Source organism: Streptomyces sp. AK08-02 (assembly GCF_033795085.1).
In the GTDB taxonomy this organism is placed as follows: Bacteria; Actinomycetota; Actinomycetes; order Streptomycetales; family Streptomycetaceae; genus Streptomyces; species Streptomyces echiniscabiei.
Map to the genome: position 1 here is coordinate 138,653 of NZ_JARAZV010000010.1, position 15,117 is coordinate 153,769.

Consider the following 15,117-nt stretch of genomic DNA (forward strand, 5'->3'; position numbering starts at 1 on the left):
GCCGGAGTATGGGCGCGAGGGGCGGTATCTCCCGTGTGCCGAGAGGCCGGTGTACGTGCCGAGTGTGGTTCGCACTTCCGGGCGGCTGCGCCTGTGCGACCGGCGGGCGGCCTCACAGGTGCAACTGCGCGGGGCCGCGGCACCGCTTCACGCGCGGGAGTTGTTCACGTCCCTGTCGTGTCTGCGATGCCGCGGCCCCGTGCGAGTGCCGCCGTGTGGTGGGGCGAGGTGTCAGCGGTGGGCGGCGCGGTTCATCTCGACGACGTCGTCCAGGGTGGGGGTTGGCCGGAAGGTCGGCGAAGGCTCATTCACGCTATCGCGGACGGCAGCGTCCTTCACGCGGTCGGCCGCGGCCAGAGCGGCGGGAAACTGGTCGAGGGTCAGCTCGGCACAGTAGGCGGGGCCCATCGGCTACAGACGCCACGAGTTGGCCACGACGCCGGCGTCGTAGGGGTCGAAGCCGGCGTCGTCGACCAGGCTCATGGCCACCTTCCTCGCCTCCTCGAAGTCGCCAGCCACCGGGATGGCGATGCGGCCCGGAGTGCCCGCAGGGACACCACGGGTGCGCTGGGTCTCGGCCAGCGCGGCGTTCCACGCCTTGCCGACGGGTCGACCAAGCAGCTCGGAGGTGTACACGCTCTCCACCTTGCCGCCGTCCTCCACCGCCTCGATCCGCTCGTTGAGGTGTGGGTAGTGGTTCGAGGTGTCGATGACCACGGTCTCGGCGGGGACGTTCGCGAACAGGTCCGCCGGCTTCCCCGCCACCTCGAACGGGATCGACAGGAGGATCGCGCCCCTGCCCTGGACCGACTCGTCCAGGGCCACCGCGCGGGTGCCTGCCTCCAGGACCTCGGCCGCGACGGCCTCGGGGCCGCGAGCATCGGCCACCTGGACGTGATGACCGGCCAGGCTCAGCTTGCGGGCCAGATTTCCGCCGATGGCTTCAGCGCCGAAAACGGTAATTTTCATGATTTATTCTTTGACAGGTTGCGTCACCCCTGAAGGCGGCGTGATGTGCTGGCGGCATGGTCGGATGGCCGGCTCCCGCCGGAATCCTGCGGGGTGCCGGGGCAGGGTGTTCCGGCGGGCCCGGCGCGCGGTGCCGACCGCTATGTGCGGTCGTCCGGCTCGCGGTATCCGTCGGCGACGAGCGCCTGCAACCGGTCGAGCGATTCCTCGGTGGCGCCGGTGCCCTTGATCCAGGCGACCGAGCAGGCCGCGAGGAACAGGTCGAACCCCTGCACCGACGGCCGCACGTAACCTGCGGCCTGCGCGGACTTCGCGTACCCCTCGGTGGCGGCGATGAGAGTGCTGCAGGGGTGAGTGAGCGGGTTGTCCGGCTCCTGGGCCCTGGCCGCAGCCATGAGCGGTTCCGGCAATCCGCTGAAGGCGCTGAAATACTCCTCCATCGCCCGCAGCCACTGCTCCAGGGCCTTGCCGGCGTCGCCGAGCCGGGCGATGTCCGCCTGGCGGGACACCAGCTCCTCGGAGCGCGTCTGCAGCACGGCCGCGAGCAGTGCCGCACGGGTGGGAAAGTGCCGGTAAAGAGTGCCGGGCCCGACGCCCGCCTCCTTGGCAACCGCCTCGAGAGACGTGTCGACCCCGTACCTCAAGAAGTGGCGCTGGGCCGCTTCCAGGAGGGCCGCACGATTGCGCTGGACGTCCACGCGGGGCTTGCGGCCCTGCTGTCCACTGGCGCTCATGCGTCCTCCTTGATCTCTCGCGAGCCTCGGCCCGGAAAAACGGAGGTCATCTCCGAGTGGATTCTACTGTAAAACGGAGGCAGCATCCGGTCAAATCCGGCGCTACGACTCCGCCAGTGCCGCACGGCATGACCGAAGCGCTATCCGCCGGAAAGGCCCGGCCGGGAGCAGGCCAGAGCGTCCCGGGATGCACCGCATTGCCTGGCCGGACGGACGCCGGCGTGCGCGTGCGCAGGCGCGACGCGGCCCGCCGGGCGTGAGGGCCGCCGTTCATGGCGGCGAACGGCCCCGACAGTGACAGGTCACTCCACCCATCGCGGCGAGCACACGAAGAACGCCCACTTCATTCCTCGTACAGGGCGATGAGGCGGCCCGTGACTCCCCTCTTGCGGAGCAGCCGGTGCAGGGACCGTTCGCGGCCGGCTAGTGCACCGGCGGGGTGGTCTGCAAGGTCTACATCGGCAGCGGCAACTCGATCGCGAACTGGCCGTCATACAGGCGGATCGCGGCCGCAACGGGGCACGGCAAGGACGGAGGACGGCAAGGTTCGCGGAGACGGGGCCTTCCGGCCGCTCGCGGAGGAGCTCTAGGTGTGCTGTCCCATGATTGCATGCTGACGCGCATGCACAGTGTCGTGGCGTTGGTCAGGTGGAGGCAGGATCGCGAGGGGCTGGCCACGGCCGTCGCCGGCCAGGGGGATTTTGGTGGTCAGTCCTCCGCTGGATCGGCCGAGGGTGCGATCGTGCGGTTCGTCCAGCCTGTGGGTCTCCCCTTTTCGCCCCGCCGCAGCGGCGTGCTGGCGGGCGCGGGCGATCGTGGAGTCGATCTGCGCCAGCCAGTCGATATCGCCAGCCGCGTCCGTGCGAGCCTGGATGACGGGCGGCCTGCCTCGTATCTGGCCGGCCAGGGAGGAACAGAGGCTGCCCTTGCCGGGGTTGGCCAGCACGGTCATCACTTGCGGGACCGTGGCGCTGATGATCGCGGCGAACAGGTCCTCCTTGGTGGGGAAATGCCGGAAGACGGTTCCCTTTCCGATCCCCGCCCGTGCCGCGATCTGCGCAATGGACGCTTCCGCGCCGTGCTCGGCGAACACCTCCGCGGCAGCCTTCAACAGCGCCTTGCGCGTCCGCACCGCGTCGGCTCTCATCCGTCGCGCGGGCGGCGCCGCAACGGCTTCTTCTTCAGTGCTCATGGGTCCACCCTATGCAACATGACCGGACGGTCCGGTTGGGTGGTACGGTAGTTAAAGTGACCAGCCGGTCCGGTTACGGTTCGTGGCTGTGGCCACTCCGGCATTTCCGCATCCCATAGGAGAACAGAGCACCATGAACAAGACACTCGCCTTCATCGGCAGTGGCAACGCCGGCGGCACCTTGGCCCGCCTCGCTGTCGCCGCAGGCCTGGACGTCGTCCTGAGCAACTCCCGCGGCCCCGAGTCCCTCGCCGGTCTCGTCGCCGAACTCGGCCCCCGCGCCCGGGCGGCCACTCCCACCGAGGCCGCCGAGGCCGGGGACCTGGTAGTGGTGTCCATCCCACTGAGCGCCTACGAGAAGATCCCGGCCCAGCCGCTGGCGGGCAAGATCGTGATCGACACGCTGAACTATTACCCGGAGCGCGACGGCCGCATCGCCGAGCTGGACGCGAACGAGCTGACGAGCAGCGAGCTGGTGCAGCGCCACCTGGCCGACTCCCGTGTGGTCAAGGCGGCCAGCAACATCGTCGTCAGCCAGCTGCTCAGCCTGGCCCGCCCCTCGGGTGCGCCGGACCGCAGTGCCATGCCGATCGCCGGCGACGATGCCGCCGCCAAGGCGGAGGTCGTGGAGTTGCTCGACCTCCTCGGCTACGACGCGGTGGACATCGGCACGCTCGCCGACAGCTGGCGCAGCGAACCAGGCACACCCGTCTACTGCAAGCCCTACTTCGGGGAAGTACCCAAGGACGTGAGCCTGGACAAGACGATGGAATGGGTCTTCCAGGCCCCGGGCGTTCCGGTACCTGCCGACCGCGTGAGGGAACTGACCGCCACGGTTGTCCGACCCGCGGGCGACAGCTTCTCGATCGCCGACTGGAGGTGAGTGGAGAGCATCGCGGAAGAGGAGGTGGAACCGGAACTCCTGACCGGGTCCGCACACCGACCCACCGCGGTGGTTCCGTTCCGCCGGCGGGGAGACAGACGCCTGCGGCCGCCGCCCCGACCGCGACTACTGCGGCTGAGCCGACACCTGCACGAGGCAGAGGACCCCGGCCGTCACACGGCCGGGGTCCTCTTCGGCCCAGACATCTCCGCGAGCGTGGTCTTGCCGAAGCCCCCGGGCGGGTCCTTGGTGTGGCGGGTTGCTGCCCGTTGTTCGACGTTCGTTGCTCGACGTCGTCAGTCGGCGAAGGCAGGAGGTGTGGTGTTGACGAGCGTGGGGTGGGGCTTGTGGCCTGACATGGCGAGGAGGCCCTTGAGGCACCGTGCTGCCAGGAGCCAGTTCTTGGGGTTCCTCATGTTCAAGCCGCCGATGAGTTGCTTGAGCATGGTCAGGCTGTCGAAGTAGATGCGCTCGCAGACCAGGTTCTCGTCGGTGTCGAAGAGGAAGTACGCGGTCATGCGCACCCGGAAGCGGCTGCCGGTGGGCGGTATGGCGCCGAGTGGGCCCCGGTGGGTGCCCAGCAGCCAGAACTCGGCGATCACGGCGTCGTCGCTGTGGCGGAAGGCGATGATCTCGTGGTCCTGGTCGGGAAAGGCGACCCGGCTGTCGCGGTAGTAGCCGCGCACGGCCGTGTCGCCGTCGTGGACCTGCATGGTCGGGATCAGCTCGTAGTGCGGGTGCGGGAACGTCGACAGGACGTCGTCCCAGTCTTGACGGACCTCGTCCTGGAAGTGGTCGAGAACGAGCTTGTGGCGGGCCTTGCGGATCTCGTCAGTGAGCATGCGGCTTCCTGGTCGGTCAGGCCGTGTGGTGAATGGCCTTGTGGGTGAAGGTCGGTGTGGTGCCGGGGTTGGCCCAGGAGGGGGTCAGTTCGCTGGAGGGGAAGAACTGCAGGAACCGGGGGTCGTTCTGGGAGCGGTCGACCAGGGTCTTCTCGATGACCAGGGAGTTGTACTGGTCGGCGGTGGTCTCGATGGTGTTGGCGTTGAGCACGATCTCCTGCTGCCAGGCGCGGGCCCAGCGGGCGATGCCCGGCATCCGGGAGTGCTCGGGGGTCAGGCACTCGGCGGCGATGGCGTTCTCGCTGCTGGCCCAGATGCCGGTGGAGGTGTTCAGTACGAGGGTCTGGTTGCCGAGGACGTGGCCGGGGGTGTCGACCACGGCGACGCCGGGACCGAGCACGAGGCTGCCGTCGACGGCGAGGAAGGCGTCGGGGCGGACGTCTCGGTAGGTCTCCGGCTGGTACCAGGGCTGTTGGAGCGGGTGCAGCTGGGACATGGCGAGCAGTTCGCGGCGCTGCACGATGACCTTGGCGTTCGGGAATGCCGGTTTCACCGTGCCGCCGAGGTCCGGCTGGGGGCCGGTGGTGCCGACCCAGCGTCGCAGGTCCTGGGTGTGCAGGTGGTCGAACATCAGGTAGTCCACGTCTTCCGGCTCGATGCCGAGCCGGGCGAGGTGACCCAGGACGGTGCCGTGCTCCGTGGTCAGCAGGCTGCGCAGTAGGGCGGGGGTGCGACGGATGAGGGCGGCGAAGTACGGGGTGTTCCGGCCGAGTGCCACGTCGCTGGGCTCGAACAGCAGCACCCGCCGGCGTCCGTCGCTCTCTGTCCACCGGATGACCAGCATGCGGTTGGTGATGGACAGGAACGGGGCGATGGCTCGACTGGCCCGGAAGAGACCGAACTTGGTCGGGTACGGGAGGGTGATCAGGTCGCAGGTGGTCACGCTGTCGGGTGTGCCGGTGGCGGCGAACTCGGCGCGGAACGCCTGGGCGCGGGTGCGGGCGAAGGCGAGCTTGGCGCCGTACCCGCCGGCGACCTCGTCCAGGCCGTCGAAGGTGGTGATCCGTGTGCCGAGCGTGGGCATGTCGGGGACATCGGCATCCTGCCAGGCGAGCTTCATCGGTCCTCCTGGGATACTCAATTGGGTAGGTGTCTCAGTACGGGGTGGTCTCGCCCTCGGTCGTCACGCCGAAGGTGTTGAGGAAGTTGCTGACGAGCTGGTAAAAGCCGACCGTGTGGACGGAAACCTCTCCGCGATCCGCGCGTCGGTCTGCCTTGGTTTCGGGCGGTCTCAAAGTGCGTCCTTCAGCGCTCGTGCCTGTCGGCGCCAGAACTCCCGCGAGATCTCGGCTTTGGGGAACACGACGTCGAAGCCGTGGAAGGCGCCGGGGATGACATCGAGGTGGCAGGGGACGCCGCTGTCATTCAGCCGGCGTGCGTACTCGACGTCTTCGTCGTGGAAGAGGTCGAGATTGCCGACGCCGATCCAGGCCGGGGGGAGACCGGTGAGATCTTCGCGGCGGGCTGCGGCGGTGTAGGGGGAGACGTCGGGGCCCGCGACGGTGTCGCCGAGGTAGGACGACCAGCCGTACCGGTTGCTCTTGGGTGTCCAGACGCGCACCTCGAAGGTGTCCAGGTCGGTTCTCGTCGTCGTGCGGTCGTCCAGCATGGGGTAGAGAAGCAGCTGGAACACCGGCCGGATCTCGGCCCGGTCATGGGCGAGGAGGGCGAGGGCGGCGGCGAGTCCGCCGCCCGCGCTGGCACCGCCGATCGCGATGCGATCGGTGTCGATGTGCAGATCGTCCGCGCGCTCGGCCAGCCCGCGCAGCCCGGCGTAGGCGTCCTCGACCGCGGCGGGCGCGGGGTGGTCAGGACCCAGTCGGTAACGGACCGCGGCGACGGTGATGCCCAGCTCGCGGGCGAAGGCGATGTTCGTACGGTCGTCCCGCTCGGGAGCTCCGAAGATCAGCCCGCCTCCGTGGATCCAGAGCAGCGCCGGAGCCGCCGTCTTCAGGCCGGTCGGCTGGAAGACGCGAAGCGAGACGGGCGGGGCGCCCTTGGGCCCGGGCACGACGATCTCCTGGACCGTGACGTCCGGCCCTGGATCGGTCGAGCGCCACTTCACGCTCCGCATCAGGCGCGACGACAGACGTCCGTAGGACACATTGGGGAGGAAGCGACCTCGTTTGAGATCGGGGTGGAAGGCACTCATGGGGTCCTCGTTCTTTCCCCTCATTGAGGGGTGTACGGATCGTCTGGCCACCCGGCGGGTGGCCGGCGTCGAGAGTGACGCGGATGCGGTTGTCGAGGGAGTCGCCGACCTTGTTCGACCGGACCAGTTTCTGATCGGCACGGATGGCGTCTCAGTCGTGCTCCTCGGCGTCCAGCAGTGCGAGGGCGTTGCGGATGCCCTGTTCGAGGAGTTGGTCGGCGAGCTGTCGGTCGGTCAGGCACGGGAGAGGCGGACGAAAACACTTATGGTGTATGTCTTCGCTGAAGCTAGACTTGCGCTGTAAGTGATGTCAAGGGTCCCCGATACGATCGCTGCGCCACGACCGTAGAAAGGAGACTGCGCATGAGCGTCCGAGGCACAGGCCGGGGCAGACGCCTTGGACTGACGCGGGAGAAGGTGATCGCCGCGGCGGTGAAGGTGATCGACCGCGAGGGTCCCGACTCCTTCTCCTTGCGGCGGCTGGCCACCGAACTCGACGTCGAGGTCATGTCGCTCTACAACCACGTCCCGAACAAGGACGCCCTCCTGGACGGCGTGGCCGAGATGCTGCTCGCCCGGATCGACTTCTCCGGAGCGGTCACCGGCACCTGGCAGGACCGCATCCGGGCGCACGCCGCCGCCTTCCGTACCGCCGCCAAGCAGCACCCCAAGGCGTTTCAGCTGGTCTGCACCCGCCCCACGCAGTCACCGGCGGCTCTGGAGAGCATCCGCTCCGCACTGGGCGCCATCACCGAGTTCGGCCTCGCACCGGAGGAGCAGGTCCACGTGCTGCGCAGCTACGTCGCCTTCCTCGTCGGCACGATCATGCGGGAACTGGGCTCGGCCATCACCGTGGGCACGGTGGAACCCGATCAGGTGCAGCAGCGGATCGACGAGATCACGGCTACGGGCGATCCCCTTCTGGCCTCCACCGCGCCCTACCTGGCCGTCAGCGACCATGACGTGGAGTTCGAGTACGGCATCGAGCTGCTGATCACCGGGTTGGCGACGCGGGCGGGTCTGGCGTACGACGGTGGCCTGCCCACCGGACCACGAACATGACGCTCCCCGGCACCCCGGCCAGGTCAGGCACGGGACGCACGGCGGCACGAAGCGGCGCTGAGTCTCCCCCTCGGATACGTCAGCGCGATGAGCTCCCGCCGCACCCACGAGAACGGCAAGCAGCGACTGCGCGAGGCGGGGGCACCACGCCGCAGACCGCCCACTTCAGCTCCCCGACAGGACTAGCTTGTCCTACCCTTCTAGCGCGGGCTTACGAAGCCTGGACGCCGTCCGGTGGCGCCGCAGTGGTGCCGCGTGTCACGAGATGCGGGGCGATGACGGTCTCCGTACCGGTCCGCTCCTCGTCCTCCAGCCGTGCGACGGCCCGGCCGACGGCGAGTTCGGCGAGGCGGGAGGCGTCCTGGCCGACGGTGGTGAGGTCGATGTGGGCGAGGCGGGCGAGGTGGCTGTTGTCGAAGCCGACCACGGAGATCTCCTCGGGAACGGGCACCCGGGCGCGCAGGAACGCGTCGAGTACGCCCGTGGCGCAGCGGTCGTTGAAGGCGAGGACAGCGGTGGGCCGCGGCCGGGCGTCGAGGAGCGCGCGGGCGGCCGTGGCACCGTCCTCCTCGGTCAGGCCGCCGGGCAGAACGCGCGCACGGTCGGCGAGACCGTGGCGGTTCATGGCGGTGCGGTAGCCACGGCGCCGGTCGGCGGCGCCGGGTGCCTTTCCGCCGTCGACGTGGGCGATGTCGCGATGTCCGAGGGCCACCAGATGGTCGACGGCCTGGCGCGCACCCTCGTCGTCGGCGGTGCGTACGACGTCCACACCGGCGGCGGGCGGCCGCAGCCGCCGCACCACGGAGACCACCGGCAGGTACGCCGACAGCTCGGCCAGCCGTGCGGCGGGCACCTGTGGACCGAGCAGGATCAGGGCCTCGCAGCGGTCACCGAGCAGCGTCTCCACCGCCTGCCGCTCACTGCGGCTGGGGGCGACCGCGCTGAGGGCGACCTGGTAGCCGGCGGACTCGGCCGCGGTGTAGATGCCCTCCACGAGGTCGGTGTGGAAGGGATGCTGGAGACCGAACTGCACCCCGAGCAGTCGCGAGCGGTTGCTGCGCAGCAACCGGGCCCGGGAGTCCGGCCGGTAGCCGATCTCCCGCGCCGCCTGGAGCACCCGCTCGCGGGTGGCCGCGCTGGCGCCCTTGGTCTCGCGCATCACGATGGAGACCAGCGCCGTGGACACACCGGCCCGGGCCGCCACGTCGGCGAGGGTCGGCCGCTTTCCGTCCGGGACCACGGGGGTTGGTGGCACCGCCGGCCTCCCTGATCGAGGTGTGTGACTCGGTCGAGGGGCGTGCCCCGCCGAGGTGTCTGCTTCCGCCGACGATCGTAGGCCAAGGGTGAACGCACTGGTCGGAGAGACCTGCAACGTTCTAGGTCCGAGCCGTCCCGGAGCTTGACACAGCGCCTTGGTGGCTGGCGTACTGCTGCTCCCGACCGATTCTAGAACGTTCTAGTCGGATGTTTTGGTCGGACGTGCCCCCGTGGCGAACGAGAGAGGGCGAGCAGCGATGTTCACGTTGGCGGTCTGTGCCGAGATGGTCTTCCGGGACCTGCCGATACCCGAGCGGGCACGGCGCGTTCACGACGCCGGATTCCAGGTCGAGATCTGGGACTGGACCCGGCACGATCTCGACGCCCTGGCCCGGACCCCGGCCGAGTTCTCCTCGATGACCGGCTACATCCGCGGCAGCCTCACCGACGAGGATGGTGCCGTCGAACTCCTGCGCACTGCCGAGGAGTCGATCCGCGCGGCCGAGCAACTCAGCTGCCCCCGGCTGAACCTCCACGGCACCGGCCTGGACGGCGAGGGCCTGCCCGTGGTGCCGGTGACCGGCGAGCCCACCGGGGAGATGTGGATCGCCGCCCACCGCACGCTCACCCGCCTCGCCGAGCTGGGCGAGAGCGCCGGGATCACCTTCACCCTGGAGAACCTCAACACCGCCGTGGACCACCCCGGGGTGCCGTTCGCCAAGGCCGCCGACACCCTGGCCCTGGTCGCCGCCGTGGACCGCCCCGGACTGCGGATGAACCTCGACCTCTACCACGCGCAGATCGGCGAGGGGAACCTCGTCGAACTGGTCCGCCGGGCCCACGGCCTGGGCCTGATCGGCGAGATCCAGGTCGCCGACGTACCCGGCCGCTGCGAGCCGGGGACGGGGGAGATCAACTACCCGGCCGTCGCGAGCGCCCTTGTCGACCTCGGCTATGAGGGCACCGTCGCCATGGAGGCCTGGGCCTCCACCGACAGCGACCTCGCGCTGGAGAGGTTCCGCTCGGCCTTCACGCCTTGAGGGCGCCGCAACTCCACAGGGCGCCACACTCCGCATGGCACCGCATTCCACACGCCCCCCTTCCCGCCAGCACCCGCTCGCAGACGTAGGGAGCACCCGGATGACCACACCAGCCCCTCGCCGTCGGCCTCACCGGTGCCGGACGGATGGGCTCCTTCCACGCCGCGACGCTCGCCCGCCGCCTCCCCGGTGTCCGCCTCGCCGCGGTCGCCGACCCGGCGCCGGACGCCGCGAACCAGCTTTCGGACCGGCTTGCGGACCACCTCGGCCGTCCCACGGCGTACACCGAGATCGGCGAACTCCTGGCCGACCCGCGGATCGAGGCGGTGGTGATCTCTACCCCGGGCCGCACCCACGCCGACCTGGTCGTGGCCGCGGCCCGGGCGGGCAAGGCGGTCTACTGCGAGAAGCCCATGGCCGCCACCCTCGCGGAGGCCGACCGGGACATCGCCGCGGCCCGTGACGCGGGCGTGCCGCTCCAGGTGGGCTTCAACCGCCGCTACGACCCCGGCTTCCGCGCCGCCCACGACAAGATCGTCGCCGGCGGCATCGGCACGCCCCAACTGCTGCGCTCACTCACCCGGGACCCCAAGCTGAACGACCCGGCCCGCATCCCGCCGTGGACGATCTTCCTGGAGACCCTCATCCACGACTTCGACACCCTGCGGTTCCTCAACCCGGGCGCCGAACCGGTCGAGGTCTTCGCCTGGGCCGACGCCCTGGTCCGCCCCGACTTCAAGAACCGCGGCCTGCTCGACACCGCCGTGGTCACGATCCGGTTCGACAACGGCACCCTCGCCACCGCCGAGGCCAACTTCCAGGCCGTGTACGGCTATGACGTGCGCGGCGAGGTCTTCGGCTCCGCCGGAATGCTCACCATGGGCGACATACGCCGCACCCATCTCACCTCGTACGGCCCGGAGGGCGCCGCCGCCGACTGCCTCACCTACGACCAGGACCTGTTCCACGACGCATACGTCGCCGAACTCGCCGACTTCGCCGACAGCGTCCGTAGCGGGCACACCCCCCTCGCCACCGGCGAGGACGCCCGGGCCGCACTGTCCATCGCGCTCGCCGCCGTCCGGTCGGTCACCACCGGCGTCCCTGTCGGCATCGCGGAACTCAAGGGTGAGTAAGGCCGAGTGAGGACGAGGCCAGCCAAGACAGGGCGACAGGACCATGTTGTGCCGGTGAGGGCTCGGGAGGCCGTCGGTTCACGTCACTTCAGTTCAGGTCCTTCAGGCCCGTCGCCCGGCCTTTCTCGTCCCACTGGATCTCCAGGTGCGACGCCAACGGGAACACATCGACGCCAAAGGGCAGCCTGATGCCCGGGCGGCGTCAGGCACGCAGCTTGCGCCCATCAGCGAAGTACAGCCACGGCTGCCAGCCGGCTCCGCCCTTTCGAAGCAGTCTCCGCAGTTCCGGGGAGCACGTCGGGCACCAACTTCGACCCGGACTCCAGCCCATGACCTCGCTGCGCGGAAATAATCATGTCTGATCTGCGGCGATGCGACTTCTGCCGAGTAAACCGTTCCCGACCCCGGCCAATGGCAACACCATTGCTCTGAGACTTCCGAGGCGCTTTTCCACCACCCCGTGCGCGCTGTCCACCGCGGCGTCGCGCACGCCGCTTCTCATTCAAGTCCGTGCCGCACACAAGCGCCCATGCCCGCCCACGGCAGCCTTAACCGCCGCACGGGGGTTCAGTCCGGCGCGTCCAACGGTGCCCGAGAGCGCGCCATTGAGCTGCACTCGATATGCCGCGCGAGCAATGTGACCTGTCCCGGCCCGGGCGCGGCGCGCTGGAGGACACACCATCCGTGCTCAAGTTCAGCCAGAGTAGACCGGCAAGAGGACACCTCGTACATGTACTTCCGAGCGCACCGCATCCGAGATGTCTCCCCCAGAACGGCACTGGACCACATTTGACGCCCGGAATGCCCGGATATGCCGCATGGTCAGCAGACAGAAACGACGATACCCGGGCCTGAAATCGCCCCAGATTCGCCCCCGAGGATTTGTTCAGTAAGCAAACATAGCCTCTGACCTGCGGAAATAAGGAGCGGCAGACGAGTCAGGCTGTACGCCGGGTTCTGTCGCCCGACCGCCTCACGGCGGCCGGGGAGACGGCCATCCATCTAGGGCCGGCGTTGCCGCCGGCCTCGTGCGGTCTACCCGAGGACTCGGGCGGGCAGCCCTCGAACGTCCTCGCAGAAGCGCTGCGTATCCTTACCAGCGCTTCCTTTTGACCTTGCTCCGGGTGGGGTTTACCTAGCTGCCCAGGTCGCCCTGGGCACTGGTGGTCTCTTACACCACCGTTTCACCCTTACCGGGGACCGAGGTCCCAGGCGGTTTGTTTTCTGTGGCACTTTCCCGCGGGTCACCCCGGGTGGCCGTTAGCCATCACCCTGCCCTGTGGAGCCCGGACGTTCCTCGGGGAGCGCCCCCGAAGGGGAGTCCACGCGGCCGTCCGCCCGGCTCGTCTGCCGTGTCGACCATGCTACCGGGCGTCCGCCCCGCCTCGGTCCAGTGGCCGTCGCCAGGACGGAGCCCGCCAGGATCAGGGCGAAGGCGGCGAGGATGCCGGCGGTCAGGGGTTCGTCCAGGAACACGGCGCCCGCCGCCACCGCGACCGCCGGATTGACGTACGTGAACACCGTTGCCCGGGTCGGGCCGACCTCCTTGATCAGCTCCAGGAACGCCACGAAGGCCAGGGCCGTGCAGACCACGCCCAGGACAGCCAGGGCCAGCAGTACGTGTGGGGACGGAAGGGTCGCCGGGCGGGTGAGCACCGCCGCCGGGGCGTAGACCAGGGCCGCCAGCGCCAGACAGGGCGCCGTGAGGTGCAGCGAGGGGACGTCCTTCAGATGGCGCGCCGCTATCAGCGGGGCCGTGGCGTAGCCGATCACCGTCAGCAGCACCTCCGCCAGCGAGCGGGCGTCGCCGCCTGTCAGGTGCGGGACGGTCAGGACCGCGACGCCCGCCAGGCCCAGGGCCAGGCCCGTGAGCCGTCGGACCCCCAGCCTCTCCGTGCTGCCGAAGAAGCGGGCGAGCGCGAGCCCGACTATCGGTACTCCTGCGATCAGGAGGCCCGCCGTGGAGCTGGAGAGGTGGCGTTCCGCGTCCGTGAGGGTCCACCACGGGCCGATGATCTCGATGACGGCGAAGGCCAGCATCGGACGCCAGTGCGTTCGGATCGTGCGCGGCAGGCCGCCCTGGTGGAGCGCGAAGGGGAGGAGAAGCGCGGCGCCCAGCAGGCAGCGGGTGAACACCACCGTCGACGGTGACAGGTCCGCGTCCACCGCCACCTTGATCAGCAGATACGGGATACCCCAGACCACTCCCATCAGGGAGAACAACAACCAGCCGCGTGCAGTCATGCGGGCAGTGTCGGCCGTCTCAGTGTCTGCCGTCTTGAACGCTGTTGCGGTACGCCGCCGGGGTCACCCCCAGCACCCGCCGGAACCAGCGGGTCAGGTGGGCCTGATCGGCGAAACCGACGAGGGAGGCGACCTCGGCGGGACGCAGACCGGCGTCCAGCAGACCCCGGGCCCGGGTCACGCGGTGCTGTGCCAGCCAGGCGTACGGGGGTATCCCGACCGTCGTGCGGAAGGCGCGCAGGAGTTGGTAGCGGGACAGGCCCAGGTCGGTGGCGAGGTCGGTGAGGGAGGGTGGGGTGGTCAGTTCGTCGGCCAGGCGGGTTCGTACGGCGTGGGCTATCCGGTCCGCGCCGGGGAGGTTGTCCCGTGTCGGGCGGGCCGTGGAGTGGCGGCGGGCCAGGGCGGTGAGCAGCCAGGGGAGGCGGGACTCGGCCTCCAGGGGGTCCGGGCAGGTGCTCAGGTCCGTGTGCGCGGCGCGGAAGGCGGCGGCCAGTTCGGGGTCGTCGAGGAGGGGCTCGCGGAAGTGGGGGAGGCCGCCGGTGGTGCCGTCCGTGAGGAGGGAGACGTCGGCGTACAGGGCTCGGTAGGCGTAGCCGTCGGCCGTGTCCGGGCCGCCTGTGTGCATCTCGCCGGGGTCCAGTACGACGATCGAGCCGGGTCTGGGGCGGAGTCGGCCGCCCCGGTAGTCGATGACCTCGGAGCCGCCGACGCACAGGCCGACCGTGAACTCGTCGTGGGCGTGCGGGGCGTAGACGTGCCGGTCGAAGCGGGCGGTGAGCATGTCCAGGGCGGGACCGCAGCGGCCGAGTCTCGCTCTGGTCCAGAGTGCCTGTTCCCTTGTGCCCCCGCCTGTGTTCACGGTTCCACCGTACTTCGGGGATTCCAGGGGCTCAGAGAAACTCTGTCGTGTCCAGATCGAAGGCGAAGGGGGCGGGGAGGGCCAGCGGCTTGCCGAAGGGGACGGTACGGGACCGGCTGTAGTCGTCCTGCCCCGGGTCGCTGAACAGAGTGACCGAGGCCGCGTCCCGGTCCACGAGCAGGTAGAGGGGGATCTTCCCCCGGGCGTAGCAGCGCGGCTTGGTCTCGCGGTCGATCCACGCGTAGAGGTGGGTGACTTCGACGACCAATGCCACTCCGGCGCATGGCATCCAGGGGGGAGCTCCGCGGAAGAGCCGTGGCTGGTCGGGTGCCACCGTGCTGTCCGGGATCACATGGTCGTCCGGGTGGGCGCCGGAACTGGGCAGCTTCAGCCCCTTGTTGCCGGAGAGCTGTATGCCGGTCCGGGACTTCAGGTAGATCTGGCTGCCGATCTCGCTGAGGCAGTGCTCATGCCGGCCGTCGGGCAAAGGTGCCAACAGGATCTGGCCCTCGACCAGTTGTGCCCGAAAGCCCACGGGGAGGTCCAACTCCAGGAAACCGGCCAGCACTTCCTGTCCCGCTCGCCGCAGCTGGTCCTCTGTGAGACCCGACATCTTGCCTCCGTGTCATGACTCGACCACCCTTGTAACGGGTCGATCCCATTTGCCATGGGTCAGGAGATCAGCGT

At 69.4% G+C, this 15,117-nt stretch carries 15 protein-coding genes, 1 other RNA gene and 2 pseudogenes; 5 read left to right on the forward strand and 13 right to left on the reverse strand.

What is annotated here, in order from left to right; genetic code table 11:
• Positions 1-231 precede the first annotated feature (231 nt).
• From PV734_RS21790 to PV734_RS21805, 4 genes are all read right to left on the reverse strand, one after another.
• Positions 232-408 (reverse strand): hypothetical protein, encoded by a 177-nt coding sequence (locus PV734_RS21790; RefSeq protein WP_319291114.1) that lies wholly within the window; start codon positions 406-408, stop codon positions 232-234.
• Between the two features lie 3 nt (positions 409-411).
• Entirely contained in the window at positions 412-969 is a 558-nt protein-coding gene (locus tag PV734_RS21795; protein ID WP_319291117.1) for an NADPH-dependent F420 reductase, read from the reverse strand.
• Between the two features lie 140 nt (positions 970-1,109).
• The gene (locus PV734_RS21800; protein WP_319291118.1) at positions 1,110-1,703 is read right to left on the reverse strand and encodes a TetR/AcrR family transcriptional regulator; all 594 of its coding nucleotides are present in this window, start codon (positions 1,701-1,703) and stop codon (positions 1,110-1,112) included.
• A 586-nt stretch (positions 1,704-2,289) separates the two neighbouring features.
• On the reverse strand, positions 2,290-2,895 hold the full coding sequence (locus PV734_RS21805; RefSeq protein ID WP_319291120.1) for a TetR family transcriptional regulator: 606 nt from the start codon (positions 2,893-2,895) through the stop codon (positions 2,290-2,292).
• Between the two features lie 133 nt (positions 2,896-3,028).
• On the opposite strand from PV734_RS21805, the gene PV734_RS21810 reads away from it, so the two are divergent.
• Entirely contained in the window at positions 3,029-3,778 is a 750-nt protein-coding gene (locus PV734_RS21810) for an NADPH-dependent F420 reductase (protein ID WP_319291123.1), read from the forward strand.
• A 296-nt stretch (positions 3,779-4,074) separates the two neighbouring features.
• Here the strand turns inward: PV734_RS21810 and PV734_RS21815 are convergent, their stop codons facing one another.
• Genes PV734_RS21815 through PV734_RS21830 form a run of 4 tightly spaced genes read right to left on the reverse strand, consistent with a single transcriptional unit; the run spans position 4,075 to position 6,832 of the window.
• A complete protein-coding gene (locus PV734_RS21815; protein WP_319291125.1) occupies positions 4,075-4,620 on the reverse strand; it encodes an ester cyclase in 546 nt (181 codons plus the stop codon).
• Positions 4,621-4,636: 16 nt separating this feature from the next.
• On the reverse strand, positions 4,637-5,740 hold the full coding sequence (locus PV734_RS21820; RefSeq protein ID WP_319291129.1) for a hypothetical protein: 1,104 nt from the start codon (positions 5,738-5,740) through the stop codon (positions 4,637-4,639).
• A gap of 34 nt (positions 5,741-5,774) precedes the next feature.
• On the reverse strand, positions 5,775-5,915 hold the full coding sequence (locus PV734_RS21825) for a hypothetical protein (RefSeq protein ID WP_319291131.1): 141 nt from the start codon (positions 5,913-5,915) through the stop codon (positions 5,775-5,777).
• Complete coding sequence (locus PV734_RS21830; RefSeq protein WP_319291134.1) at positions 5,912-6,832, reverse strand: alpha/beta hydrolase; 921 nt, start codon at positions 6,830-6,832, stop codon at positions 5,912-5,914. Before PV734_RS21830 ends, PV734_RS21825 begins: the two co-directional genes overlap by 4 nt.
• Here PV734_RS21830 and PV734_RS21835 point away from each other — a divergent pair.
• Positions 6,831-7,136: a hypothetical protein gene (locus PV734_RS21835; protein WP_319291137.1), complete on the forward strand. Its 306-nt coding sequence runs from the start codon at positions 6,831-6,833 to the stop codon at positions 7,134-7,136. The two genes, PV734_RS21830 and PV734_RS21835, sit on opposite strands and share 2 nt — an antisense overlap.
• 59 nt (positions 7,137-7,195) lie before the next feature.
• Complete coding sequence (locus PV734_RS21840; protein ID WP_319291139.1) at positions 7,196-7,894, forward strand: TetR/AcrR family transcriptional regulator C-terminal domain-containing protein; 699 nt, start codon at positions 7,196-7,198, stop codon at positions 7,892-7,894.
• A gap of 211 nt (positions 7,895-8,105) precedes the next feature.
• On the opposite strand, the gene PV734_RS21845 is transcribed toward PV734_RS21840, so the two are convergent.
• Complete coding sequence (locus PV734_RS21845; RefSeq protein WP_319291142.1) at positions 8,106-9,149, reverse strand: LacI family DNA-binding transcriptional regulator; 1,044 nt, start codon at positions 9,147-9,149, stop codon at positions 8,106-8,108.
• 259 nt (positions 9,150-9,408) lie between these two features.
• Between PV734_RS21845 and PV734_RS21850 the strand changes: the two genes are divergently transcribed.
• Both PV734_RS21850 and PV734_RS21860 read left to right on the forward strand, forming a co-directional pair.
• Complete coding sequence (locus PV734_RS21850) at positions 9,409-10,191, forward strand: TIM barrel protein (RefSeq protein ID WP_319291145.1); 783 nt, start codon at positions 9,409-9,411, stop codon at positions 10,189-10,191.
• Positions 10,192-10,322: 131 nt separating this feature from the next.
• Positions 10,323-11,327, forward strand: a pseudogene (locus tag PV734_RS21860) (Gfo/Idh/MocA family oxidoreductase); the annotation flags it as partial.
• Positions 11,328-12,257: 930 nt separating this feature from the next.
• Here the strand turns inward: PV734_RS21860 and rnpB are convergent.
• The 4 genes and pseudogenes from rnpB to PV734_RS21875 form a co-directional block, all read right to left on the reverse strand.
• An RNA gene (gene rnpB, locus PV734_RS21865) (RNase P RNA component class A) lies at positions 12,258-12,673 on the reverse strand.
• A 67-nt stretch (positions 12,674-12,740) separates the two neighbouring features.
• A pseudogene (locus PV734_RS45875) lies at positions 12,741-13,571 on the reverse strand (DMT family transporter); the annotation flags it as partial.
• A gap of 19 nt (positions 13,572-13,590) precedes the next feature.
• Complete coding sequence (locus PV734_RS21870) at positions 13,591-14,352, reverse strand: AraC family transcriptional regulator (protein WP_319291351.1); 762 nt, start codon at positions 14,350-14,352, stop codon at positions 13,591-13,593.
• A gap of 109 nt (positions 14,353-14,461) precedes the next feature.
• The gene (locus PV734_RS21875; protein ID WP_319291147.1) at positions 14,462-15,043 is read right to left on the reverse strand and encodes a Uma2 family endonuclease; all 582 of its coding nucleotides are present in this window, start codon (positions 15,041-15,043) and stop codon (positions 14,462-14,464) included.
• Positions 15,044-15,117: the final 74 nt, after the last annotated feature.

Excerpts from the sequence above, each read along its gene's own strand:
- PV734_RS21875 (WP_319291147.1), bottom strand. The coding sequence starts at position 15,043 with ATGTCGGGTCTCACAGAGGACCAGCTGCGGCGAGCGGGACAGGAAGTG.
- PV734_RS21850 (WP_319291145.1), top strand. The coding sequence starts at position 9,409 with ATGTTCACGTTGGCGGTCTGTGCCGAGATGGTCTTCCGGGACCTGCCG.
- PV734_RS21840 (WP_319291139.1), top strand. The coding sequence starts at position 7,196 with ATGAGCGTCCGAGGCACAGGCCGGGGCAGACGCCTTGGACTGACGCGG.
- PV734_RS21815 (WP_319291125.1), bottom strand. The coding sequence starts at position 4,620 with ATGCTCACTGACGAGATCCGCAAGGCCCGCCACAAGCTCGTTCTCGAC.
- PV734_RS21830 (WP_319291134.1), bottom strand. The coding sequence starts at position 6,832 with ATGAGTGCCTTCCACCCCGATCTCAAACGAGGTCGCTTCCTCCCCAAT.
- PV734_RS21835 (WP_319291137.1), top strand. The coding sequence starts at position 6,831 with ATGGGGTCCTCGTTCTTTCCCCTCATTGAGGGGTGTACGGATCGTCTG.
- PV734_RS21810 (WP_319291123.1), top strand. The coding sequence starts at position 3,029 with ATGAACAAGACACTCGCCTTCATCGGCAGTGGCAACGCCGGCGGCACC.
- PV734_RS21870 (WP_319291351.1), bottom strand. The coding sequence starts at position 14,352 with ATGCTCACCGCCCGCTTCGACCGGCACGTCTACGCCCCGCACGCCCAC.
- PV734_RS21790 (WP_319291114.1), bottom strand. The coding sequence starts at position 408 with ATGGGCCCCGCCTACTGTGCCGAGCTGACCCTCGACCAGTTTCCCGCC.
- PV734_RS21800 (WP_319291118.1), bottom strand. The coding sequence starts at position 1,703 with ATGAGCGCCAGTGGACAGCAGGGCCGCAAGCCCCGCGTGGACGTCCAG.
- PV734_RS21820 (WP_319291129.1), bottom strand. The coding sequence starts at position 5,740 with ATGAAGCTCGCCTGGCAGGATGCCGATGTCCCCGACATGCCCACGCTC.
- PV734_RS21795 (WP_319291117.1), bottom strand. The coding sequence starts at position 969 with ATGAAAATTACCGTTTTCGGCGCTGAAGCCATCGGCGGAAATCTGGCC.
- PV734_RS21805 (WP_319291120.1), bottom strand. The coding sequence starts at position 2,895 with ATGAGCACTGAAGAAGAAGCCGTTGCGGCGCCGCCCGCGCGACGGATG.